21 protein-coding genes and 1 riboswitch are annotated in these 23,382 nt (G+C 65.7%); of the genes, 11 read left to right on the plus strand and 10 right to left on the minus strand.

Features of this window, described 5'->3' with window-relative positions; genetic code table 11:
- The first annotated feature begins 146 nt into the window (after positions 1 to 146).
- On the plus strand, positions 147 to 1,823 hold the full coding sequence (locus MRBLST15_RS15635) for an electron transfer flavoprotein-ubiquinone oxidoreductase (protein ID WP_367786652.1): 1,677 nt from the start codon (positions 147 to 149) through the stop codon (positions 1,821 to 1,823).
- 65 nt (positions 1,824 to 1,888) lie between these two features.
- Positions 1,889 to 2,290, plus strand: a complete 402-nt coding sequence (locus MRBLST15_RS15640; protein WP_367786654.1) for a c-type cytochrome — start codon at positions 1,889 to 1,891, stop codon at positions 2,288 to 2,290.
- On the opposite strand, the gene MRBLST15_RS15645 is transcribed toward MRBLST15_RS15640, so the two are convergent.
- On the minus strand, positions 2,284 to 5,892 hold the full coding sequence (locus MRBLST15_RS15645; RefSeq protein WP_367786656.1) for an ATP-binding protein: 3,609 nt from the start codon (positions 5,890 to 5,892) through the stop codon (positions 2,284 to 2,286). The genes MRBLST15_RS15640 and MRBLST15_RS15645 overlap by 7 nt on opposite strands.
- 75 nt (positions 5,893 to 5,967) lie before the next feature.
- Between MRBLST15_RS15645 and MRBLST15_RS15650 the strand changes: the two genes are divergently transcribed.
- The 7 genes from MRBLST15_RS15650 (at position 5,968) to pnuC (ending at position 14,874) form a co-directional block, all read left to right on the plus strand.
- The gene (locus MRBLST15_RS15650; RefSeq protein WP_265951700.1) at positions 5,968 to 6,606 is read left to right on the plus strand and encodes a response regulator transcription factor; all 639 of its coding nucleotides are present in this window, start codon (positions 5,968 to 5,970) and stop codon (positions 6,604 to 6,606) included.
- Positions 6,607 to 6,968: 362 nt separating this feature from the next.
- On the plus strand, positions 6,969 to 7,745 hold the full coding sequence (locus MRBLST15_RS15655; RefSeq protein ID WP_367786658.1) for a hypothetical protein: 777 nt from the start codon (positions 6,969 to 6,971) through the stop codon (positions 7,743 to 7,745).
- A gap of 107 nt (positions 7,746 to 7,852) precedes the next feature.
- Positions 7,853 to 9,880, plus strand: coding sequence for a peptidoglycan-binding protein (locus tag MRBLST15_RS15660; protein WP_265951698.1), 2,028 nt, complete (start codon positions 7,853 to 7,855; stop codon positions 9,878 to 9,880).
- Positions 9,881 to 10,123: 243 nt separating this feature from the next.
- Entirely contained in the window at positions 10,124 to 10,534 is a 411-nt protein-coding gene (locus tag MRBLST15_RS15665; protein WP_059063181.1) for a glycine zipper 2TM domain-containing protein, read from the plus strand.
- A gap of 129 nt (positions 10,535 to 10,663) precedes the next feature.
- Positions 10,664 to 11,791, plus strand: a complete 1,128-nt coding sequence (locus MRBLST15_RS15670) for a phosphotransferase enzyme family protein (RefSeq protein ID WP_367786661.1) — start codon at positions 10,664 to 10,666, stop codon at positions 11,789 to 11,791.
- 155 nt (positions 11,792 to 11,946) lie between these two features.
- Positions 11,947 to 12,042: riboswitch (TPP riboswitch) on the plus strand.
- A 70-nt stretch (positions 12,043 to 12,112) separates the two neighbouring features.
- The gene (locus MRBLST15_RS15675) at positions 12,113 to 14,293 is read left to right on the plus strand and encodes a TonB-dependent receptor (protein ID WP_367786663.1); all 2,181 of its coding nucleotides are present in this window, start codon (positions 12,113 to 12,115) and stop codon (positions 14,291 to 14,293) included.
- A complete protein-coding gene (pnuC, locus tag MRBLST15_RS15680) occupies positions 14,290 to 14,874 on the plus strand; it encodes a nicotinamide riboside transporter PnuC (protein WP_367786665.1) in 585 nt (194 codons plus the stop codon). Before MRBLST15_RS15675 ends, pnuC begins: the two co-directional genes overlap by 4 nt.
- Positions 14,875 to 14,934: 60 nt before the next feature.
- Here pnuC and MRBLST15_RS15685 read toward each other — a convergent pair whose 3' ends face one another.
- The 7 genes from MRBLST15_RS15685 to MRBLST15_RS15715 form a co-directional block, all read right to left on the minus strand.
- Positions 14,935 to 15,351 carry a hypothetical protein gene (locus MRBLST15_RS15685; RefSeq protein WP_367786868.1) on the minus strand — a complete coding sequence of 139 codons (417 nt, stop codon included), beginning with the start codon at positions 15,349 to 15,351 and terminating at the stop codon, positions 14,935 to 14,937.
- A gap of 140 nt (positions 15,352 to 15,491) precedes the next feature.
- Complete coding sequence (locus tag MRBLST15_RS15690; protein ID WP_367786667.1) at positions 15,492 to 16,466, minus strand: Dyp-type peroxidase; 975 nt, start codon at positions 16,464 to 16,466, stop codon at positions 15,492 to 15,494.
- Between the two features lie 91 nt (positions 16,467 to 16,557).
- On the minus strand, positions 16,558 to 16,830 hold the full coding sequence (locus MRBLST15_RS15695) for a hypothetical protein (protein WP_367786669.1): 273 nt from the start codon (positions 16,828 to 16,830) through the stop codon (positions 16,558 to 16,560).
- Between the two features lie 9 nt (positions 16,831 to 16,839).
- On the minus strand, positions 16,840 to 17,166 hold the full coding sequence (locus MRBLST15_RS15700) for a hypothetical protein (RefSeq protein WP_367786671.1): 327 nt from the start codon (positions 17,164 to 17,166) through the stop codon (positions 16,840 to 16,842).
- A gap of 54 nt (positions 17,167 to 17,220) precedes the next feature.
- Positions 17,221 to 17,589 (minus strand): VOC family protein, encoded by a 369-nt coding sequence (locus MRBLST15_RS15705; RefSeq protein ID WP_367786673.1) that lies wholly within the window; start codon positions 17,587 to 17,589, stop codon positions 17,221 to 17,223.
- A gap of 69 nt (positions 17,590 to 17,658) precedes the next feature.
- Positions 17,659 to 18,426 (minus strand): DUF6597 domain-containing transcriptional factor, encoded by a 768-nt coding sequence (locus MRBLST15_RS15710; protein ID WP_265951686.1) that lies wholly within the window; start codon positions 18,424 to 18,426, stop codon positions 17,659 to 17,661.
- A gap of 115 nt (positions 18,427 to 18,541) precedes the next feature.
- Positions 18,542 to 19,114 (minus strand): Ax21 family protein, encoded by a 573-nt coding sequence (locus MRBLST15_RS15715; protein ID WP_367786870.1) that lies wholly within the window; start codon positions 19,112 to 19,114, stop codon positions 18,542 to 18,544.
- Positions 19,115 to 19,640: 526 nt separating this feature from the next.
- On the opposite strand from MRBLST15_RS15715, the gene MRBLST15_RS15720 reads away from it, so the two are divergent.
- On the plus strand, positions 19,641 to 19,910 hold the full coding sequence (locus MRBLST15_RS15720; protein WP_099819538.1) for a hypothetical protein: 270 nt from the start codon (positions 19,641 to 19,643) through the stop codon (positions 19,908 to 19,910).
- 158 nt (positions 19,911 to 20,068) lie between these two features.
- Positions 20,069 to 20,770, plus strand: a complete 702-nt coding sequence (locus MRBLST15_RS15725; protein ID WP_367786872.1) for a hypothetical protein — start codon at positions 20,069 to 20,071, stop codon at positions 20,768 to 20,770.
- 55 nt (positions 20,771 to 20,825) lie between these two features.
- Here the strand turns inward: MRBLST15_RS15725 and MRBLST15_RS15730 are convergent, their stop codons facing one another.
- A complete protein-coding gene (locus tag MRBLST15_RS15730) occupies positions 20,826 to 22,022 on the minus strand; it encodes a GAF domain-containing sensor histidine kinase (protein ID WP_367786676.1) in 1,197 nt (398 codons plus the stop codon).
- A gap of 212 nt (positions 22,023 to 22,234) precedes the next feature.
- Positions 22,235 to 22,999, minus strand: a complete 765-nt coding sequence (locus MRBLST15_RS15735; RefSeq protein WP_414716155.1) for an EAL domain-containing protein — start codon at positions 22,997 to 22,999, stop codon at positions 22,235 to 22,237.
- Between the last annotated feature and the right edge of the window lie 383 nt (positions 23,000 to 23,382).

The following is a 23,382-nucleotide window of genomic DNA, read 5'->3' on the forward strand; positions in this document are numbered from 1 at the left end:
TGTGAACATCGGCGATCTAGCTCGATCACGCGCAGCCCGGTACCCTGACAACATTCAAACAACCGTTTCGCCCGTGGCTGCACGCGCGATTCCCAGGCAACCGCCGGTGGCCCCGATGCCGGCACTACCCACGAGTCATGCAATCGATGAGTGCTGAAGCCAACGCCCTGCCCCCGCGTGAAGTCATGGAATTCGACGTGGTCATCGTCGGTGCCGGCCCGGCCGGCCTGGCCACCGCGATCCGCCTGCGCCAGCGCGCGATCGAAGCCGGTCGTGAACTGTCGGTCTGTGTGCTGGAGAAGGGCTCCGAGCCCGGCGCGCACGTGCTGTCCGGCGCGGTGATGGACCCGCGCGCGCTGACCGAGCTGTTCCCGGACTGGGCCGAGCGCGGCGCGCCGCTGAAGCAGAAGGTCACCCGCGACGAGTTCCTGTTCCTCAGCGAGACCGGCGCGCGCACCACCCCGCACGCGCTGCTGCCCGAGTGCTTCCACAACGAAGGCAACTACATCATCAGCCTGGGCGAGGTCACCCGCTGGCTGGCGCAGCAGGCCGAAGCGCTGGAAGTGGCGATCTTCCCGGGCTTTGCCGCCGCCGAAGTGCTGTACGGCGATGACGGCGCGGTGATCGGCGTGGCCACTGGCGACATGGGCATCGAAAAGGACGGCAGCATCGGCCCGGCGTTCGAACGCGGCATGGCGCTGCAGGCGAAGTACACGATCTTCGCCGAAGGCGCGCGCGGCCATCTCGGCCGCCAGCTGATCAGCCGTTTCAAGCTGGACGAAGGCAAGGATCCGCAGGCCTACGGCATCGGCATCAAGGAACTGTGGCAGATCGACCCGGCCAAGCATGAGCCGGGCCTGGTGGTGCACGCCGCCGGCTGGCCGCTGGACACCGATACCTACGGTGGTGCGTTCCTGTACCACGCCGACGGCGGCAAGGTCGCCATCGGCTACGTGGTCGGCCTGGACTACAAGAACCCGTGGCTGAGCCCGTTCGAAGAGTTCCAGCGCTTCAAGACCCATCCGTCGATCCGCAAGCACTTGGAAGGTGGCACCCGCATCGGCTACGGCGCGCGTGCGATCACTGCCGGCGGGCTGATGTCGCTGCCGAAGACCGTGTTCCCCGGCGGTGCACTGGTCGGCTGCGAAGCCGGCTACCTAAACGTCAGCCGCATCAAGGGCAGCCACGCGGCGATCAAGACCGGCATGCTGTGCGCCGATGCCGCCTTCGACGCGCTGGTGGCCGATCGCCAGCACGACGAACTCAGCGCCTACCCGGCCGCCTTTGAGACCAGCTGGCTGCACGACGAACTGAAGCTGTCGAAGAACTTCAAGCAGTGGTTCAAGAAGGGCCAGACCGTGGCCACGCTGATGACCGGCATCGAGCAGTGGCTGCTGCCGAAGCTGGGCGTGCGCAACCCGCCGTGGACCCTGCGCCACAGCATCCCGGACCATGCGTGCCTGGAGCCGGCATCCAAGCACGCGCGCATTGCCTATCCCAAGCCCGATGGCGTGCTGACGTTCGACCGCCTCAGCTCGGTGTTCCTGAGCAGCACCAACCACGACGAGAACCAGCCCAGCCACCTGACGCTGAAGGATGCGAGCATCCCGGTGAAGGTGAACCTGGCCGAGTACGCTGGTCCGGAAGCACGTTATTGCCCGGCGGGCGTGTACGAGTTCGTCGGCGACGGCAACGATGCGCGGCTGCAGATCAACGCGCAGAACTGCGTGCACTGCAAGACCTGCGACATCAAGGATCCGACCCAGAACATCGTCTGGGTGACTCCGCAGGGCGGCGGCGGACCGAACTACTCCGGCATGTGACCGGTAATGGGGCTGCGACCGCCGGTCGCAGCCCCACGTTGCGTGCGACCGTTATCCTGCCCGCCATGCGCGCCCTTCGTCTGCTTCTTGTTGTTGCCATGACCCTGGCCGCCAGCGCGTGCCAGCGCCCACCGGCTGCGCCCAGCACGCCCGAACAGGCACGCCAGCAGGCGATGCAGCAGGCGTTCGAACTGTGTGCCGGCTGCCACACCGTCAAGGCCGGCGGCATCCACCGCTACGGGCCCAACCTGCACGGAGTGATCGGCCGCCGTGCAGGCAGCCTGCCCGATTACGGCTACTCCCCGGCCATGCGCCGCGCCGACATCGTGTGGAGTGCGCAGACGCTGGACACCTTCCTGCAGTCGCCCACCCATCTGGTACCCGGCACCCGCATGTACAACGCGTTCCCCAGCGCGGAGCGTCGCGCACTGGTGATCGCCTACCTGCAGGAACACGCAGCTCAGTGAGCCAGGCGCTGCAGCTGCTGCTGCAGATGCACCACGAACTGTCCGGCCTCGGCGATCGCCATTGCGATCTCTTCCTCGCCTGCAGCCTGCAACCGTTCCACCAGCGCGTTGGCACGATCGGCCAGGCCCCGTGCACCCACCGCCCCCAGCGCACCGGCCTGGCGATGCAGGTGCAGCGCGGCCGTCACCCCGTCGCCTTCGTGCAGCGCGCGCTGCAGGACCGCGATGTCCTCGTCACTGGCCTTCAGCAGGCTGTCCCGCAGTTGCCGGGCGATCTCGCGTGAACCAAAGCGCCGCTGCAGGGTCGCCAGGTCGGGGAGTCCCTCATCGCCATCGGGTTCATCGTCGCTGTCCACGGCGGCCTGTTCATCCTCCGCACCGTCTGCGCGCGGCAGCCAGCGCAGCAGCGCCTGTCGCAGCGTCGCCAACGACAACGGCTTGGCCAGCACGTCATCCATGCCGGCTTCGCGGCAGCGGCGAGCGTCGTCGTCGAGCACGCTGGCGGTCAGCGCCAGCACCGGCATCCGCGGCTGGCCGTTGCGCCCCTCGCGCTCGCGCAGCAGCCGGGTGAAGCCGAATCCATCCAGCACCGGCATTCGGCAATCGGTGATGACCAGATCGAAGGATTCCTCCGCCAGCCGGTCCAGTGCCTGCTGCCCGTCATCGACCAGCACATGCGGCACGCCCAGCTGCTGCAGGCGCCAGGCCATCATCGCCTGGTTGGTGGGATGGTCTTCAATGACCATCACCCGTGCCTGGCGCAGATCAGGGGGCAGCAGCGCGCTCTGCTGATGCTCTGTCTGCAGCGCCAGTACATCCTCGCTGCGCGCCTCCACCAGCGACAGCAGCACCTCGACCCGCGTCCCTTCGCCCAGCGTGCTTTCCAGCTTCAGCTCGCCGTCCATCTTCTGCACCAGGCGCCGGCAGATGCTCAGGCCCAGCCCGGTGCCCCCATGGTCGCGCTGGATGTACGCACCGGCCTGGGTGAAGGGTTCGAACAGGGTCGGCAACTGCTCCGGCGCAATGCCGATACCGGTATCGGTGACGCTCAGGCGCAGCGGCTGGCTGCCATCCTCCGCAGTTGGCGCCAGTACCTCCAGCTGCAGCCGCACCGAACCCTTCACGGTGAACTTGATGGCATTGCTGAGCAGGTTGAACACGATCTGTCGAAAACGCACGCCATCCACTTCATGCGCTGGGGCCAGCTGCTCGTCGATGTCCAGCTGGAGGTCCAGGCCACGCGCCGCGGCCTGTGGCAGCAGCAATCGATGCACCCCCTCCAGCAGGGGCCGCAGCGGCAGCGGTACCGGCTCCAGGCGCAACGCGCCCGCTTCCATCCGCGAATAGTCGAGGATGTCGTCCAGGATCTGCCGCAGCATCTGCGCCGAGTCTTCGATCACGCCAAGGATGCGTTGCTGTTCGGCGTCCAGCGGCGAATGCGCCAGTACTTCCAGCATGCCCAGCACACCGCTCATCGGTGTGCGGATTTCATGGCTCATGGTGGCCAGGAAGCGCGATTTCGCTGCCGCTGCCTGTTCGGCTTCGACCATCGCCGCCGCCAGCGCGTCGGCCTGCGCGCGCGCCTGGCTCACGTCCACCCAGTAACCACTCCAGGTCACCGCGCCCGCTTCGGTGGAATACGGGTGCGCCTGGCTGCGCACCCAGCAGGGTGCGCTTCCTTCGCGATGGACTTGGAACTCGAAGGAAAGCGGTGCGAAATTGCGCGCCGCCAGTTCCATCGCGCGCAACACCTTTTGGCGGTCATCGGCATCGATGCATGCCAACAGCGCCTGCCCATCCGTCTCCGCCTGCTGGCGGCTGATGCCGAACATCGACTGCACATCGCCGGCAATGAAGGGGAAGCTCAAGGTGCCGTCCGCTTCGCGGCGGGCCTGATAGACGATGGCGGGCAGGTTGTCGGTCACCTCGGCCAGGCGCTGCTCCAGCTCGCGGCGGCCGGCCACTTCGCGGCGCAACCGCCAGTGGCCCAGCCCGTGCACCGCCACCGCAGTGGCCAGCACCAGCAGCAGCGGAAGGCCCCAGCGCAGGAGCGTGCGCCAGTCCACCCCATCGCGATACTCCACCGACAGCCAATCGCCGCGCAGGGCCTCGCGCTGGCGTGGCCCCATCTGCAGCAGCAGGCGGTCGAAGGTGGTGGCCAATGCCGCATGACGACGCTCCACCGCCAGCGCCAGCTGGTCGTTGAACCCCGCAGGTGCGGCCAGTTGCAGGCGCCCCGGAAAGCGGTTGCGCAGCAGCTGGTCGACCAGCGCGAGGTTGCCCACGTAGGCATCGGCCTCGCCATCAGCAAGGCGTTGCAGGGCCTGCTCGGCGCTGCGCGCGGCGACGATCTTCACCGATGGTGCCTGCTGCTGCACGTAGCCGCGGATGCGCTCCGGATCGGACAGCAGCACGCGCTTGCCGTCCAGGTCGGACAGGCCCAGCATCGACGGACTGTCAATGCGGGTGACGATCACATTGGGCACGGTGATGAAGGGTTGGCTGAACACCCATTCCGGCCCCAGATAACGTGAATCGGCAGGAATGCCGATCACCGCCTGCAGTTCCCCGCGACGTGCCTTCTCGCGCACCTCGTACCAGTCATGGCTGTTTTCAACCTGCAGGTTGGCGCCTGCCTGCAGCAGGCGCTGCAGGTATTCATTGGTCAGGCCACTGGGCTTGCCATGCCTGTCGGCGAACGACAGGGGAGCGGCGTTGGGCGCAAAGCCGATCTTCAACGGCTGCTGCAGCACGCGTTTTTCGGCCTGGCTCAACGCCAGCTGCGCCGATGCCGACCACTGCGGCGGTGGCAGCCAGCGCTGCGCGAGGGCGTCGCGCTGGGCTTCGCTGACCGCGGCCAGCGCCAGATCCAGTGCTTCGGACAACGGCTGCTTGCTGTTGGGCACACCGAAGTGCAAGCGCTCCGGGGGCAGGTCGCTGGGCCGCAGCAACGCCACACCCTTCAACCTGGCGGCGGCGATCAGTTCCGTGGCTACGTAGGCATTGCCGATGAAAATGTCGGCTTTGTCGTCTCTGACCATGCGTAACGCCGTCAACGTGTTGTCTGCGACAAGTTGCCGTGCCCGTGGGAACCGCGCACGCACCTGCGGTCCGGTCATGAAGTCCTGCTCGACCACAACGCGCAGCCCATCCAGATCGGGTGCCTCCGAGGCACGCAGGTCCTGGGGACGTCCGACCATGGCCAGCGGTGCTTCGGCATAGGCGGCGGTGTAGACCATGCAACGGGTACGCTCGGCGCTGAGCGCGATGTTCATCACCACGTCGATCTCGCCGCGGCATGCCGCATCCAGCACGGAGGGCCAGTCCGGATAGCGGCGCGTCTCCACTTTCAGGCCAAGCTGCCGGGCCGAAAGCGTCAAGTAGTCGGGGCCGAGGCCCACCTGCTTGCCGTCCTGGATCGACTCAAAAGGAGGCCATCCACTGTCATACTGTCCAACAACGACAACAGGATGCGCGGTCAGGTACTCGCGCTGCAGGGGGCTGAGCGGCAACGGTCCCGGCAGGGACGCGGGCTGGGACAGCGCCGGCAGAGCCAGCAGGGTCGCCAACAGGACCAGTCCACGAGCCGCCCAGCTGCGCATCTGCAACGATCTCCTGGAAGTTCTGCCAAGGACCGCGACGGTCGCGGTCCGGCGTGCCGATGGCCATACTAGAGCATGACCTTGCGCATCATCATCGCAGACGATCACCCCGTGGTCCGTATCGGTACCCGCGCCGTCATCGAATCCAGCGGCGTGGGCAGAGTCGTTGGCGAGGCAGACAACGCGCAGGCGCTGATGACCCTGCTGACGTCCCAGCCCTGCGATCTGCTGGTCACCGACTATTCGATGCCCGGCAGCCCCCAGGCCGATGGCTTCGCCATGATCGGCATGATCCGCCGCCGCCATCCCGACCTGCCGGTGCTCATGCTCAGTGTCTCCAACAACCTGGCGATCCTGCGCATGGTGCTCGACAGCGGCGTGCTCGGCCTGGTCGACAAGAGTTCGTCGATGGATGAACTGCCGCAGGCGATCCAGGCGGTCTATCGCGGCCAGTCCTACATCAGCCGCAGCCTGCGCGAGCGGGTGGAGGAAGCCGGCAGCTGGCGCATGCGCGAGGGCGATGGCAAGCCGTTGTCGCCGCGCGAAGTGGAGGTGCTGCGCCTGCTCGGCACCGGCATGACGGTGAAGGAAATCTCGCTGCAGCTGCACAAGAGCGTCAGCACCATCAGCCGCCAGAAGGGCGATGCCATGCTCAAGCTGGGGCTGAAGGGCGACGCGGAACTGTTCGACTACCTGCGCGACGGCAGGATCTGAGACACCGTTCACAGCGCTTTGGAGGGAGGCTCCCCCTGCCCCCTGTGATCGACGTCGCATCTGTGCCATCATCCGACCCGATGGGTTTTCCTATGCGAGGTCGAAGGAATCGACCGGCTCATCACGACGTTCCCCCTCATCGAGGGTGGGGCGTGTTCTGCGTTGGCCTTCCTGTCCGACGCCCGCAAACCATGGAGAGGTGCATGAAGATCCTTCCGCAATCCCGCTTGGCCCGTGTCCGCCCACGTCTGTGTGCGACGTTCGCAGGCCTGCTCGTTGCGCTGCTTGCCAGCGCCTGCACCCCCTCGACTTCGACCGCGTCACCACAGGGCGCCACCGCGCCACGACAGGATGTTGCCCCGATGCAGAGCTCCGCCACACCCGCCACCACGGCCACCGCCACGCCCCCCGATGCCGGCAGCGTGCTGTATTTCATCTACGACGTCGACGGCGATGGCGCCGTTTCGTACGAAGTAGCCAATGGCAGTGTCGCCACCTTCTGGTTCGGCCACGCCTTCGACGTGGCCGGCACCCGCTATTACACCGGCTTTGCCTGGAACACGCCGCAGAAGTACGGCAAGCCCGGCGAGGACGAAGCCGGTCCGGACAGCCAGGTCACGCTGACCGAGGCTACCTTCACCCTGACCGGCGACAAGCCGGATCGTCCCTGGGTGTTCAAGGGTGCCGAACCGTGGATCGGCACCGTCGGCGCCTATGGCAGCGCGCCGGACATCGACAGCAAGCGCAAGCCGCTGGAGTACCGCACCCCGGCCGGCAAGCTGGTGCTGGCGGTGCCGACCAGCACCTTCGCCACCGGTACCAGCATCGAAAGCTACACCGTGCTGGTGTTCAACCCGGACTATGAGAAATCCGAAGACGGCCAGGTCTGGGCCAGCCTCGGCACGGTGATCACCGGCGAAGACAATTCGGCCGCCTGCGACGACGGCCAGGTGATGCCGTGCGTCAGCAACCGGGGCGTTCTGGCCTTCAACGCCGTCGCCGGCAGCGACCTGCCCAGCATCAGTGTCACCGCCACCGGCACCACCATTTCCGGCCCGGGGCAGACCCGTGCGCTGGGTGCGGCCGATGCACGCCAGTACCACTACGACGCCGCCCGCAAGGCCTACGTCGAAAAGTAAGACGCACCACCCCGCAGCACCTGTTGACCGACATGTTGAAGACTCACGGATGAGTCCGGTTGGCGTATCGCGGCAAAGGCCGCACCATCAACCCCAGAGGAAGTGTCATGGCACAACGTGACTACAGCAGAAAGGAAGTTCTCGACATCATCGAGCAGGTTGCACAGCGCAAGGGCATCGCCAGCGAGGACTTCCTGCGCTTTGCCCACATCGAGACCGGTGGCCGCTTCAACGAACGCGCGCACAACGACAAGACCGATGCCAAGGGCCTGTTCCAGTTCCTGCCGTCGTCGGCCAAGCAGTACGGCCTGACCGGCCACGAATACGACCCGACCCGCAACACCGAAGCGGCAGCGGAGATGTTCAAGCGCAACCTGGTGGACATGGAAAAGCGCCATGACCGTACCGGCCACCCGTACCTGTCCGGTGATGACAAGCCGAGCGGCCTGGACCTGTATCTGGCACACCAGCAGGGTGCGGCCGGTTACGGTTCGATCCAGACCGCGATCGCCACCGGCACGTTCGGCCTGGTGCGCGACGGCCACGGCGATCCGATCGACATGCGCCCGCGCATCATGGGCCAGATCGGCGGTGACGTGGAAGCGCTGACCGGGCATACGCGCGCCGAGATGCGCACGATGAATGATCGTGACCTGGCCAGCACCTTCGCCCAGTACTACGACCGCAAGTACGACGCGATCAGCATCCCGGAAAAGAACATCGCGCCGATCACCGAGGCCCAGGCACGTCCGGCACCGGTGCAGGCCGCACCGACGCAGACCGTGGCCCCGGCCGCGCAGGCCGCTGTTGCCACCGGTGCCGCGACCATCGCCGCCACCGCCACGGCTGCCGCAGCCAAGCCGGATGCACCCGGCATTTCGCTGGATGCGGCCTACAACGCCGGCGTGAAGTACGACAACGTCAAGTACGCGATCAACATCGAATCCAGCCAGTACTACCGTGGCAAGGGCGTCACCGGCAAGAACGTCGACCAGGGCTACATCGACTGCTCCGGCTGGGTCGGCACGATGCTCAACAAGACCCAGGACGAGATCAACCAGAAGGCCGGCCACGCAGTGTTCGCCGACGCCGACAAGATCAAGCTGGGCTTCGCCGGCTCCGGCGGGATCGTGCACGAGGCCTACAAGGAGTCGGGCGTGCTGCTCAAGCGCGACGACATCCTCAAGCCGGGGGCGCTGAAGGAAGGCATGGTGATCGGCCTGGATACGGCCAAGACCAAGCATGAGCACTGGAATGGCATCGACCACATCGTGATGGTGGTGCGTGACCCGAACACCGACAAGCTGCTGATCAGCCAGTCCACCGGCAAGCTGGGTGTGCACACGATGCCGGTGGAGGATTACCTCAAGCAGGTGAAGGACCACCCGAACTGGAAGCTGTTCGCCTCCGATCCGCTGCACCAGGCGCGCGACCTGCTGGAAAACCGCAGCCAGACGCACGAGCAGGCGCAGGCCAAGGGTGCGGCCGAGCCGAAGCCGGCAGCGCCGGAAAAGCCGCAGACCAGCAACGAAGTGCATAAGCAGGGTGCGCACGGCGAAGGTGTGCGCAGGGCGCAGGAACAGCTGGGCCACCTGGGGTATGTGGGTGCCGACGGCAAGCCGCTGGTCGAAGATGGAAAGTTCGGTCGCAACACCGAGGCTGCCGTGCGCCAGCTGCAGAAGGACAACGGCCTGGCGGTGGACGGCATCATCGGCCCGAAGACGCTGGATGCGATCAAGGATGCGCGCGAGCGCCCGCTGCTCAATGACGAGCGCCATCCGCAGAACCCGATGTACAACCAGGCCGTGAAGGGCATGGAAGGCCTGCCGGCAGGCACCTTCAAGGACCGTCATGCACTGGAGGCGGCCGCCGCCGCACTGACCAAGGAAGCACAGGCCAGCGGCATGCAGCGCATCGATTCGGTGGTGCCCAGCACCAACGGCGAGCGCATGTTTGCCGTACAGGGCACCGCCGGTGACCCGGCCGCCTGCCGCGCGGCGGTGGACACGCGTGCTGCCAGCGAGCAGAGCATGGCGCTCAGCAGTGGTGCGGTGCATGGTGCACCCAATGTCCTGCAGCAGCAGGACGTCCAGCAGGAGCAGGTGAAGCAGGCCCAGCGCGCCATGGGCCACTGAACCAGCCGGGAAAGACCAGGAAAAGGGCCGCGTACTGCGGCCCTTTTCCTTTCTGGCAGCTGAGCGGCCGCAGCGCTTTCAGCCTCGCTTCATGCCGCCTGACGCTAGATGAATGCGCAAGCCGCACCGGGATCAGGCGCAATGTTCCGGCAATGTCCGGGCACCAGCGTGGTCCCTACGGCAGCCGGGGCGCCCAGCGCCCTCCCTGCCCACCGTGGCATGCACCTCACAGGAGAACCCAACATGCTCAGCACTTCCGCACTCAGCTTCCGTGGTCTGGCGATGGCCCTGGCACTTCTTGCCGGCGTGGCCGTGGTCAGTGATGCCAGCGCGATGTCGAGGAAGGACAAGCGCACCGTGGTCGGTGCCGTCGTCGGCGGCGTGGCGGGTCACCTGATCTCCAACGGCGACCCGGCCGCCACAGTTGGCGGCGCGGTTGCCGGCGGCGCCATCGGCAACCTGACCACCTCCGACCGCCATGACCGCCGCTACGACGGGCGCTATGACCGCCGTTATGACCGTGGCTACGATCGCCGTTATGACCGGGGCTACAACCGCGGTTATGGCTACGACCGCCGCGATGACCGTCGCTGGCAGCGCGAGCGCCATGACAACCGTTACTACCACGACCGCGGCCGCCATCGCGGCTGGTAAAGGCGCAGGCCACAGGCCGCGCATGGCGTCCCTGACGGGCGGGTCGATGACCCGCCCGTTTGCGTCTGTGGCGCCCATGGCGTTGAATGCGCAGCCTTGGATGTTCCTTTACTCAGCAGCGGCCGTGGCATGACTTCTTCCCCCCATCGCGTGCAGGGCCTCAACAACGACGAGGTCGCCGCCGACTGGCCGGCGATCGACGCGCAGGAGATCACCTGGCTGCGTGGCCACTTTCCGCAGCTGGGCGCGGACAGCACGCTGCGCTGGCACAGCCCGCGTCCGTTGTCGGCCGCGGCCATCGTCGACGGCACGGGCGGTCCTGTCTTCATCAAGCGCCACCACCACAGTGTGCGCAGTGCGGGAACCCTGGAAGAAGAACATCGGTTCATCGCGCATCTGGCGGCCGCCGGCATGCCGGTGGTGCAGGTGCTGGCCAGCAACGACGGCCGCACCGCACTCGAACACGGCCAGTGGACCTACGAACTGCATGCGGTGGGCACCGGCAAGGACCTGTATCGCGAGCTGCCGTCGTGGTCGCCATTGACCGACGTCGCCCAGGCCCACGAGGCAGGGCGCATGCTGGCCGCGCTGCACCGCGGGGCGACCGGCTACCACGCCCCGCAACGCAGTACCCATCTGCTGGTGGCACGCGACGACCTGATCCGCGCCGATGACCCGATCGCCGCGCTGAAGGCCGACCTCGGCAACCGCCCCGGGTTGGCCCGCTACCTGGCGCGCATTCCCTGGGAAGAACAACTGCACCGCGATGTGCTGCCCTGGCACCACGGCCTGGCCGCGCGCCTGCAGGACGAACCACGGCTGTGGGCGCACAACGACTGGCACGTCTCCAACCTGCTGTGGAACGACGACGGCACGATTGCCACGGTGCTCGATTTCGGCCTGGCCTCGCCGACCAGCGCGCTGTTCGACCTGGCCACCGCGATCGAACGCAACGCGGTGGCCTGGCTGCAGCTGGAGCGCGGCACCGACGCGGTACGCATCGATATCGCCCTGGCCCTGCTGAAGGGTTATCGGCAGGAACTGCCGCTGTCGCCCACGCGCGTGCACCTGCTGGCCGACCTGCTGCCGATGGTCCATTTCGACTTCGCTCTGTCCGAAGTGGAGTACTTCGAGGGCGTCACCGGCTCCACCGCGAATGCCGACGTCGCCTGGCAGCCGTTCATGCTCGGGCATCCGGCCTGGTTCGCCACGGCGCCCGGCCAGGCCCTGTTGGCGGCCCTGCACGCCGCCGCGTGAGCCGCGAGCCACCCAACCCGCTGGGTACCCAGTAGATCGACGCCATGCGTCGATGATGCGCTCGGCCGGGGTCAGATCCGTTTCCGCTGTAAAGGGATCGGTCCCCGGCTGAAGGGCGGTAGCTCGCAAATCCGTACCATTTGTAGTGAAATGGTCACCTGAAGCGGGGGTGCCTGGATCTGCCAGGCTGAGAGAGTCCCTTGGAACCTGATCCGGTTTGCACCGGCGTAGGGAGCTTTGAGCCGCAGCCACACCCCCGTCATGGGCCGGTGCACCTGCGCGCCGTCGCTTCGTCTCCCTTGTTGTCTGAAGACGAATCGAATGAACCGCTGCCTGCGCCCCACCCTGCTCGCCCTTGCCCTGTGCGCTGCCCTGCCGCTGTACGCCAGCGAGGCAGGCACCGACGCCGTTGATGATGCGCCCTCCTCGCCCACCGAGCTGGCGGCGGTACGCGTGCAGGCCGGCAAACCGGCCCCCGACACCTCGCGCGTCAACGCATTCGGTGGCGGCTCCTGGAAGGACACGCCCGCTTCGGTGAACGTGCTGGAGCGCGACTACCTCGACCGCCGCCAGGTGCGTTCGCTGTCCGAGCTGGCCAGCAACGATGCCTCGCTGGGCGATGCCTATGCGCCGGTGGGCTACTACCAGAACATCGCCATCCGCGGCTTCGCGCTGGACGCGGCCACCGGCTACCGGTTCAACGGCATGTCCATCGCCGGCGAACAGCGCCTGGCGCTGGAGAACATCCAGGAAGTGCAGATCCTGAAGGGCGAAGCCGGCCTGGCGGCGGGCGTGATGGCGCCCGGCGGCATCATCAACTACGTGGGCAAGCGCCCGGCGGAAGTGCGCACGGTCACTCTGGGCACGGATTCGGAAGGCTCGCGCTATGCCGCCGTGGATGTCGGTCATTGGCTGACCCCGCGCTTCGGCGTCCGCTTCAATGCCGCCTGGGATGCCAGTGATTCCTACGTCGAGCATGCCGACGGCCGCCGCAACTTCTATTCGCTGGCCACCGACTGGCTGATCGGCGAACACGGCAAGCTGGAAGTGGATGCCAACTACCAGACCAGCTCGCAGCGCTCGGTGTCCGGCTTCCAGCTGCTGGGCGCGCGCGACCTGCCGCGTGGCGTCGACCGCGAGCGCCTGCTCGGCTACCAGCCGTGGCAGCGGCCGGTGGACATCGCCAGCACCAACATCACCGCCCTGCACACCTACGACTTCAACGACGCCTGGCAGTCGCGGCTGTCGATCGGCCACAGCCGCTCGGTGATCGATGACAACGTCGCCTTCGCCTACGGCTGCTACTACACCGCAGGGTGCGCGGACGGCAGCGTGCCTGGCAACTATTTCGCCCCCAACGGCGACTACGACATCTACGACTACCGCAGCCCGGACGATACCCGCCGCAACCAGCAGGCGCGTGCCGAACTGCGCGGCAGCTTCGAGACCGGCAGCGTCGGCCACCTGCTGAGCATCGGCGCCGATTACTTCCGCCGCACCGTCGACAAGCGCCCGAGCGTCAACGAGTACGTCGGCACCAGCAACATCCACGATGCGCAGGTGCCGGTGTTCGAGCCCTCACCGAAGATGCCCGGTGCATCGGCACGACGCCTGGACAGCCGCCAGACCGCGTTCTTCGCACTGGACCGGATGAGTTTCGGCGATGACTGGCAGTGGCTGGCCGGTGGCCGCTTCGTCCGCCTGGACGAGCGCGCCTATGACAAGCGCGGCACGCCGCAGCGGCACAGCCGCCTGTCGCGCTTCCTGCCGCAGACCGCGCTGGTGTGGAAGGCCACCGACCAGCTCAACGCCTATGCCAGCTACGTGCGCGGCATTTCGCTGGGCCAGGAAGCACCGTTCTGGACGTCCAACGCCGATACCTTCCTGCCGTCGATGCAGTCGCGGCAGCTGGAAGTGGGTGTGAAGTACGTGCCGGTGGACGCCCTCACCCTGGGCGCCGCGGTGTTCCGCACCACCCAGCCCTACCAGTACGCAAAGCCGGACCGCAGCGATGCCGGCTACACCTTCGTCGAAGAAGGCCAGCAGAGCCATACCGGGCTGGAACTGACCGCCAACGGCCAGCTGACCGACGCCCTGCAGATCGTCGCCAGCGCCAGCGTGCTGCAGGCGCGCGCACGCGACAGCGGTACTCCGGCCTATGAAGGCCATCAGCTGGTGAACGTGCCGAAGGTGCGCGCCAGCGTGCATCTGGCCTATGCACTGCCGTTCGCCGAGGGCTTGGACGTGACCGGTGGTTGGCGCTATGCCGCCGCCAATGTCGCCCGTGCCGACGGCGGTGTACGCGCACCGGACTACTCGGTGTTCGACGCTGGCCTGCGTTTCCAGCACCGCCTGCACGAGCGTGCCGTGACCTGGAACCTGTCGGTGGACAACCTGTTCAACCGCTTCTACTGGCGCGACACCGGCAGCAGCGGCGGTGACTACTACCTGTTCCCGGGCGCACCGCGACAGGCACGCCTGTCGGTGACGTTCGCGCTGTGAGCGGCGTGGCGCTCGAGTGGACTGCGGCCCTCTTCAGCATCCTCGGAGTGTGGCTGATGGCGAAGCGACGGCTGGCCGCGTGGCCGGTCGGCCTGCTGTCGGTCGCGCTGTACGGCGCGGTGTTCGCCGAGGCCAAGCTGTACTCGGACACGCTGCTGCAGGTCGCCTTCGGTGGCTTCCTGGTCTACGGCTGGATCAACTGGCGCCAGCATGCGGCCGATGAAGGCAGCATCCGCATCGTGCCGCTGGCGCGCGGCACGCTGCTGCGCGACCTCGCCATTGGCCTGTGTGGCGGCGTCGCGCTTGGCGCCGGCATGCACACCTTCACCGATGCGGCGCTGCCATGGCTGGACGCGATGCTGACCGCGTTGAGCCTGGTCGGGCAGTGGTGGCAGGCACGCCGGCACGCCGCCTGCTGGTGGGTGTGGATCGTGGTGGACGTGCTCTACGTGGGCGCGTATCTGTTCAAGTCGCTGCACGTGACTGCTGCGTTGTACGTGTTCTTCCTGGGCCTGGCATTGTTCGGGCTGCGAGCATGGCGTGCCGCCGCGCGGGAACCGCAGGCAGTACCTGCGCGGTAGAGCCATGCCATGCGTGGCTGTTGTGGGGCGACCGGCGCGCCATCCACGCATGGCGTGGATCTACTGGGTCAGCACCAGCCCCAACCGCAGCGGCTGGCGCATGTCCTTCGGCGGTGCCGCCGGCAACGCCGTGGCCTGCAGCGTCGCACGCAGATCGGCATCCACCTGGGCATCACCCAAGCTGTCGAATTCCAGTTTGGAAATGGCGCCATCGCGCGCGATCCACACGCTCACCACCAACGGCGCCGGCGTATCGGGATGCTCCTGCAGCCAGGCCAGCAGGCGCTGGGCGCGTGGATCCTGTTCCTGCTGCAGGCGCTGCTGCAACTCGCCGCTGACGGAGGCGGCATAGGCCATCCAATGCGCAGGCGCGTCCTGTGCGGACACGCTGGCGCTGCCCAGTGCCAGCAGGCCCAGCAACCATGCCAACGGGCGCCAGCCGCGGCGTGTGGTGCGCCTGTTGCCTGCAGAATCCATCATCCACGCCTCCACTGCCGTCCAAGGCGTCATGGTCGGCGCTGTAGATGACAGGCAGATGGCGGACGCCACCGCAGTAGAGCCACGCCATGCGTGGCTGCACCGGACCAATCACAGCGAAAGCCACGCATTGCGTGGGTCTACTCTCCCAGGTCGGCCAGCACCTTGCGCGAGGGGGCGAAGAAGGTGACGCCGGTGGTGGCGGTGGAGAAATCGAGGATGCGGTCATGCAGCGGCGCGGGATTGCCGATGAACATCCGTTCCAGCATCTGCTCGATCACCCACAGCCGACGCGTGTAGCCGATGAAGTAGGTGCCGTACTCGCCGCGACCCGGGTTGGCGAAGGGCATGTTGTCGCGCAGGATCTCGTGCTCGCCGTCGGCATCCTCGATGGTGCACAGCGTCTTGTGCGACTTCTGCGCGTCGGCCGGCGCGTCGTCCAGCTCCATGTTGTCGTGCTTGGTGCGGCCGATGATCGCTTCCTGCGCCTCGGTCTTCTGCGCACGCCAGGCATCGAGGTTGTGCAGGTACTTCTGCACCACCACGTAGCTGCCACCGGCATGCTCGGGATCTTCGTCGCCGACGATGGTCGCCTCCGGCAGCGACAGACCCTCCGGATTGGCGGTGCCGTCGACGAAATCGAGCAGGTCGCGGCCATCGAAGTAGCGGAAACCAGCCACGTCATCCACTGCTTCCACGGCATCACCGAAGGCGAGGAGCAGGTTCTTCTCGAACGCCACGATCAGGTCCATCGTGCGTGCACGGATGTGGTACAGCAGGTCACCCGGCGTGGATACCGCCGTATGGGTGGCACCCTTCACTTCCTGGAACGGCTTCAACTCGCGCGGCGGCGTGCTGCCCACCAGCGGCGCCCACACGCGGTGGCCGATGGCCACGTTGCAGGTGAAGGTGCGCTCGATCTCGCGGATGGCGGTGTTCTTGATCAGGTCATCGGTGCTGGCCAGCACCTCGCGTACTTTCGCCAGCGACGCGTCATCGTCCTTCACCGTCAGCACCAGGAACGCGGCCGAATGGGTCAGCGGCGCGGTGATCTGCTGCGGCTCGTTGTCGAGCGTGTGGTTGAGGGCGGTGATGGGGGCGGGCTGGGCGTTCACGGCAGTTCCTGCTGGCTTGAGGCGGGCACATCGCATGGGGCGATGTGCGGGCGATCATAGCGGAACGGCCTTGCCGGCGACGGAGCGGTTCTCAGTTCGCGGCGAGCGTGAGCCATTCGTTGGCGAGCGCGCGTGCCCGCTGTTCGCTGTCGGTGATCGAATGCTCCGGCTGCTGCAGCCACCACTCTCCCTGCCATTGCGGCAGCATGTGTCCGCGCAGAGAACGCTCGACGCGGAAGCTCTGCCCGACAGCATGAATGCAGACCAGCCGGATGCCGTCCTGGGAGACAACAGCGTCCAGCAGCTGCCAGCCATCCGCAGCATCGCGCAGCAGATGCGCCCCGGCGATCTCGATCACGTCCATGCTGTGCGACTACGCCGTGGTCACGGTGAACTGTTGCGGCGTGCGCCACGCAACCCGGAGGTAGGCGCCCTGCAGCAAGCCGCCATCGCGAAAGTATTCGAACACGTCGGCCGGGCACCACTCCCTGCCCGCCGAGAAGGCTACGCCGAGGTCACGCAGACGGATGAAGACGGTGGCCTTGGCTGCGTCGTCGGCGACCGGCAGGGTGAGGGTGTCTGCCTCGCCAGCGCTGAATCCCAGCGCCTGCAGCGAGGTCCGCGGGCGGCCGTTCAACAGCATCACCTTGATGCAGTTGCCGTCGGCCTGCCTCACGTAGGCGTCGATGTGCGTTTCCATTGGCGGATTGTAGAGGCAGCGCGCGCCCAGAGGCATCGCGCTGCGGACCGGCAATCAGGTAGCGTCGCTCCACACCGCCAGCACGTAACCGTCCAGATCGCGGAAGTGGAAGCGACGGCCACCGGGGAAAGCAAACACTTCCTGCACGACCTCACCGCCGGCCGCGAGGATACGCTGCTGTGCATCCGCCAGATCCGAACAGTAGACAATCACCAGCGCACCTCCCGTGGCTGTCACCGCCTCGTCAGCGACGAATCCACCTTTGAGACGACCATCATCGAACTCGGTATACGCCGGGCCGTAGTCGGTGAAGGACCAGCCGAAGACCTGCCCATAGAACTGCTTGCTGCGGGCGATGTCGGCGACGTTGAATTCGATGTTGTCGATGCGGCGTTCAGTAGCGGTGGTCTCTGCGTGGCTCATGGGGCGGCTCCGTGGTTGGAGCGCCCAGCATCGGTCAGCGTTGGGCTGCGGTCTTGAACGAAACGGCCATCAACGCCCCCACTCCTGGCGCAGCGCACTGGCCGTAAGGCCGGACAGCTCGCGGGCCTCGCGGCTGAGGTGCGCCTGGTCAGCATAGCCCGCCTCGGCGGCCAGCATCGCCAGACTGTGCGCGGGCTGTGCCTGGCTGCAGCGCAGGAACCGCTGCAGGCGCAGGATCCGCTCCAGCGACTTTGCACCGTAACCGAACTGCGCCTGGCTGAAGCGGCGCAGGGTGCGCGGGCTCATCGCCAGATGGGCGGCGAGTGCATCGATGCTGACGTCGCCCTTGGCTGCGTGCGCGAACAGCGCATGCGCACGTTTCGTGTGTTCGTCCACCACGGCCGCGGTCATGTTCTGTTGCAGGCAATCGGCCAGGCGTTGCAGGCGCTGCTCGGGCGCGGCACGACCGACCGATGCCGCCGCCTGTGTTGCCCAGCGGGCATTGAATTCAACAAGAGGCACGGCCTGACCGACGATGTCGGACAAGTCGATGCCAAGCGCAGCCGATGCTTGCCCAGGCCGGAAGCGCGCGCCCAACACCTGCGCACCGGGCGCCAGTTGTGGATGCGCGGCGGTCCGGTCCGGACCCACCACGAACAACGCGCCATCACGCCAGAGGATATCCACGCAGCCATCCGGCAGCACGGTGATGCTGCCGCTGGCGTCGGCCGACAACTGGCTCTGCCAGAGCTGGCCGAACTGGCCACGCAGCGGCATAGGCGCCAGGTGTTCCTGGTAGGCCGTGCCGGTGCCAGCGAGAGTGGAGGGTTCGCCCATGCCCCATTGTGGCAAAGCGAAACCGGAAAAAGAGAAGCCCGGCACGAGGCCGGGCTTCACTGGCGTATGGGAGAGAGGTCACACGCCAGTTACACGCACTAACGACAGGCGTTTGTTACCAGCTGAAGCGCGGGCCCACGAACCACTCGCGGTCGCCGGCCTTGGCCAGCTTCACTTCGCCACTCAGGCCCCAGTTCTGGTTGAACTTGGCGGTGGCGCCGACGCGGCCGTAGAACTCGCCGTCCGGGTTGATACCGTGCTTCTTGCTGTAATCCTCGTAACCGGCCAGCGCATAGCCCTGCAGGTACGGGTTGAACGCGGTGCGCACGCCCACTTCAGTGGAGTAGCCGTTGAAGTCCAGGCCGTGCTTCATATCAAACTTCTGGTACGCAACACGAGCCACCAGGTCGGTGTTCGGTGCGATGCCGTAGTTGTAGCCGGCACCGATGCGCCACTGGGCGACATCGTTCTTGAAGGTGTCGGTTTCCTGCTTGCTGTAATCACCGAAGACATGGAAGTTCGGGTGCACGGCAACCGAGCCCTTCACGCCCCAGCCATCAGCGTCGCCGCCCTTGGCATCGGTGTTCACATAGCCGCCTTCAACGTAGTTGTACGACAGACCATCGGCAGCCGATGCGGCGAACGGCAGCGCGGCCAACAGACCCAGGGCAAGCAGCGAATTCTTGATCATCGGGATACACCTTTAATTATTTTGGTTTCGTCGAACGCCCCTCGGGAGGGGAGGGATAAGGGGCGTTCGACAGGTGTGAATTATCCGTTTGTTGATGAAATCGGCCCTGAATATTGAACTGACCGGTACATGAATGAGGTTCCTGTTCAGGGAACTCTCCATCCGTCATGTAGTAGCGCCACTTGGGTGCAGTACGACGTGCGTGACTACGTCGTCGCACTGATCGCCGATGACGACAGCACACGTGGCAGCGGCATACGGGAGCCGCTGTTGCGCGACGCTCATCTGCGCCCATTCATTAGGACAGCGTGAGCCCGCTTCATCCTGATGAATTGGCTGTATCGAAGCGGCGCAAGGGCATCGACCGATGCAGCACAGCTCGCTTGTTCCCGCTTGTTAAGGTTGACTGCTTGCCGCACCTTCACAGCCCATCCACGTCTTCCAACTGCAGCTGAAAGCACTTCGCTGCGGCGGGAACAAACGCCGCTATATTCCAGACTCCCCAGACGAAGGAGGGAGTGGAATGTTCCTGACCAAGCAGCACATCAACGCGGCACGTGCCGTCACCGTAGCCATCGTTGCTACCGTAAGCCTCGGTGCTTGCGCCACCTACAAAGACGAGTTTGCAACGATCAACTCACGTCTCGACCAGCTCGACGTGAAGGTGCAGGGCGCGGCGCAGAGCGCCGAATCCGCCAACCAGTCCGCACAGCAGGCCAACCAGCGTCTGGATCAGATTGAAGGCCGCGTCCAGCAGCTCGAAAGGGTCCCGGGCCGCAAGCCGCGCGGGTAACCGCTCTCTTACTCACTGTTTGATCAACGCTTGAACCAGACACCAGTGGCCTTCGCCGGCCACTGGTGTCTTTCAGCCTCCCGGTCTTGATCCGAAGGAGCCGACCCATTCGTACGTACTCATTCCCTGCACGCCGGGCCGTGTCGGCCGCGCTGACCATCGTGCTGGCATTGGCAGGCACCAGCGTGGCCAGTGCCAAGAATGGCAAGGAAGCAAAAGAAGCACCTGCCGCGGAAACGGCCAACGCCGCCGATGAACTTCCGCAGGGCCAGGAAGTATCCGAGACCGTGATTGCACTGGCCGGCTGGGTAGTCGCCAGCAAGGACAACCAGGGCTATCCGTTCGCGATCATGGACAAGGCCGCTGCACAGGTCCTGGTCTTCGGCGGTGACGGCAAGCTGCGTGGCGCGGCGCCGGCATTGTTTGGTTCGGCCATCGGCGATCACTCGGCGCCCGGCGTCGCCAAGCTCGCGCTGAGCGCGATTCCCGGCCACGACCGCACTACCCCGGCCGGCCGTTTCATTGGTGGCTACGGCCCGTCCGAGGACGCCGGACGCGTGCTGTGGGTGGACTACGATTCCGCCGTGTCCATGCATCCGCTCCCACCCGGCACCCCGAAAGAGAAGCGCAGCGAACGACTGGCATCGGCCACGCCGGACGACAACCGCGTCACCCACGGCTGCATCAACGTCTCTCCCGGGTTCTACGAGCAGATCGTGAACCCCACGTTCGAGAAGGGCGGCGTGTTCTACGTGCTGCCGGACAAGGACTCGATCGAGGAAACGTTCCCGGAGTTCGCGAAGAGTCGCGCGGCTGCGAAGGGCGACGACGAGAAAGACGCACGCCACGCCAGCAAGTGAGGGACGTTGAAGGCTGAGGATGTGGCTGAGGCATAGCGCAGCGAGACGTGCTTCGCTACGCAAGCTCCAACCGCGGCATCTTGAACGTGAACAAGGTGCCGGTGGCCGCGCTGGACTCCACCTCCAGCGTGCCGCCATGAGCACGCGCAATCTCCGACGCAATGTAGATGCCGAGGCCGAGGCCGGGCCGTGGCTGCTCACTCTTCTGGCGAGAGAACGGACTGAATATGGCGTCCATCCTCTCTGATGGAATGTGCCCGTCGTTGTGTACTTCGAGCGTAAACACTTCGGGCGCGGCGTTGACGGTCAGGGAGATTGGAGACGAGCGCTCTCCGTGTACGGCTGCATTGGTGAGCAGGTTGGCCAGGAGCTGTGCCAATCTGCTCGGGTCGCAGACCACCCCGCCTTCTACCTGTATGCATACCTTGATGTCCTGACGGCCAGTGGCAATGGCCACCTCTTCCACAACCTTTTTCAGGTCTTCTTTCAACGTGCTGGTCAGCTGCAGCGCGATGGGAATGCCGCCACCCAGGCGCCCCCTGGCGAAATCAAGCACGTCGTTGATCAGTCCATCCATTCTGGCAACGCCTGAGGCGATGTGCGCGAGCATTCGTTGCTGACGCTCAGCGTTCAGCTCACATGCCAGCGAATCCGCGGCGATGCTGATGGCCTGCAGAGGGCTGCGCAGGTCATGACCCAGCACTGCAATGAACTGGTCGCGCAGGTCGGCGACGCGGCGCGCGTCGGAGAGCGCAGTTTCTGCTCGCTCGAGGCGATCTTCCTTGTCGAGGTAGCTTCCTACCAGATCGGCCAGCAGCTCCATGGATCTCTGCACGTGGGCGACGTCGAAGCTGGCCGGTGCCGAGTCAATCGCACAGAGTGTGCCGAAGAAACTGCCGTCCGGCCGATGGATGGGAACGGACGCATAACTCTCGAGCCCGTATATCCGCGGCGTGTGATGCGTGGAGTAAACCGGGTGCTTGCTCGCATGCGCAAATACCACCGACGTCGCCGACTGCCTGATCTCATCGCAGATGGTCGTCTCGAGCACCAGTTGGCCACCCGGAACAAGCCCAAACCCCAGGGTGTCGAACGTGGCGCACGCGGTCCAGGTGGTCTGGGTCACGCGGGCAATGGCGGTGAAGCGCGAGCCCGTGATGTGGGCTACGGTCTCCAGGATGCGCGGCACGGCCTGGATGCGACCAATCTCGGCGATGTCGTCCAGCAGATGGGGGTCCGTCAGCTTCTGCATGGTCGGTCGTCCGGTGGGCAGCGCATCATCCCATGGAACCCGGGCGAAGGTTGATGCGAGGGTGATTGCCGCCTTTTCAGGCCAAGCCGTGACGGGCCCTGGGTCGAATACGCGGATCTGCCAGGCCAACCCATGGGTTGGCACGGGCATGGGGGAGGCAGGCGTGCCTCAGGCGGCCACACCTGACCGGGATCGGACGCGCCGTGTGCCGATCACATTGTCCAGGTGATGTCAGCCTCGCGGGCGGCAGACTCGAACTGCGGCCGACCGAACCAGTAGCCTTGCATCAGGCTGATGCCGAGATCAGACAGACAGTGCGCCTCATCGCGGGTTTCTATGCCCTCGGCAATGACATTGATGGCCAGTTGCTCGCACATGGACACCACGCCCGCTACGATCGCGCGACGCGAGGGGCTATGGTCGATTCCCCGGATCAGCGCCATATCCAGCTTGACCATGTCCGGCTGGAAGTCGGCCAGCAGATTCAGGCCGGCAAAACCGGCACCGAAATCATCAATGGCCGTCTTGAAGCCGATACGTTTGTACTCGCTCAGGATCTCGGCCAACCATTTTCCATCGCTGATCTGCTCTCCCTCCACGGTTTCAAAGATGATTCGCTCAACAGGAAAACCATGCCGATCCGCAGCTTGCAGCGTGGAACGGATGCACACCTCGGGCCGATAGATGGCATTGGGCAGGAAATTGATTGAAAGATGAGAGCGCAGATTCAACGACGCCGCGATCCGGATCGCCTTCTCACGGCAGGCTTGGTCGAACGAATAACGGTTCTCCGCGGTGATACGTGACAGCACCGAACCTGCGGGCTCTCCGGCCGGACCGCGGACCAGCGCTTCATGCGCGAACACCTTGCGTGCATGCACATCGACGATCGGCTGGAATGCGTAACTGAATTCGAACTGCAGCGGATCCGCATCGCGGCACTGTGCACATCCGGCGCGCATATCGGAGGGAGGCATGCGGTTGATTCCATGTTCGGGCTAACGCCACGAGAATAGCCGACGCCCATCAGCGCCATGTGGAGGCCATCGGCGCGCCCATGCAAACCAGGGAAGGAAGGTGAATCCTGCGAAGGTCGCTTCCAGGGTGACGATCAAGGGCTTTTCCAAAACGAGCTCCTGCAGCACGACAGGAGCTTAGTCCAGTTGCGCCCGCCTTTTGGCGGCTTTGTCGTCATTGCCTCGCTGAGGTGACAGCACACTACGCTGGCAACCACGACCCATGTCGCATATTCCTCTATCGCTTAGGGCCCTTGCGCCATCGGCGTCTGGGGCGGCTTAACAGCATGCAAGAATGCCGAAAGCGTCTTGCATCAAGCGTTGAATGCAACTCTTCTGATTGG

The sequence above is a fragment of the Stenotrophomonas sp. LST15-1-1.1 genome (assembly GCF_040815575.1).
GTDB lineage: Bacteria > Pseudomonadota > Gammaproteobacteria > Xanthomonadales > Xanthomonadaceae > Stenotrophomonas > Stenotrophomonas lactitubi_B.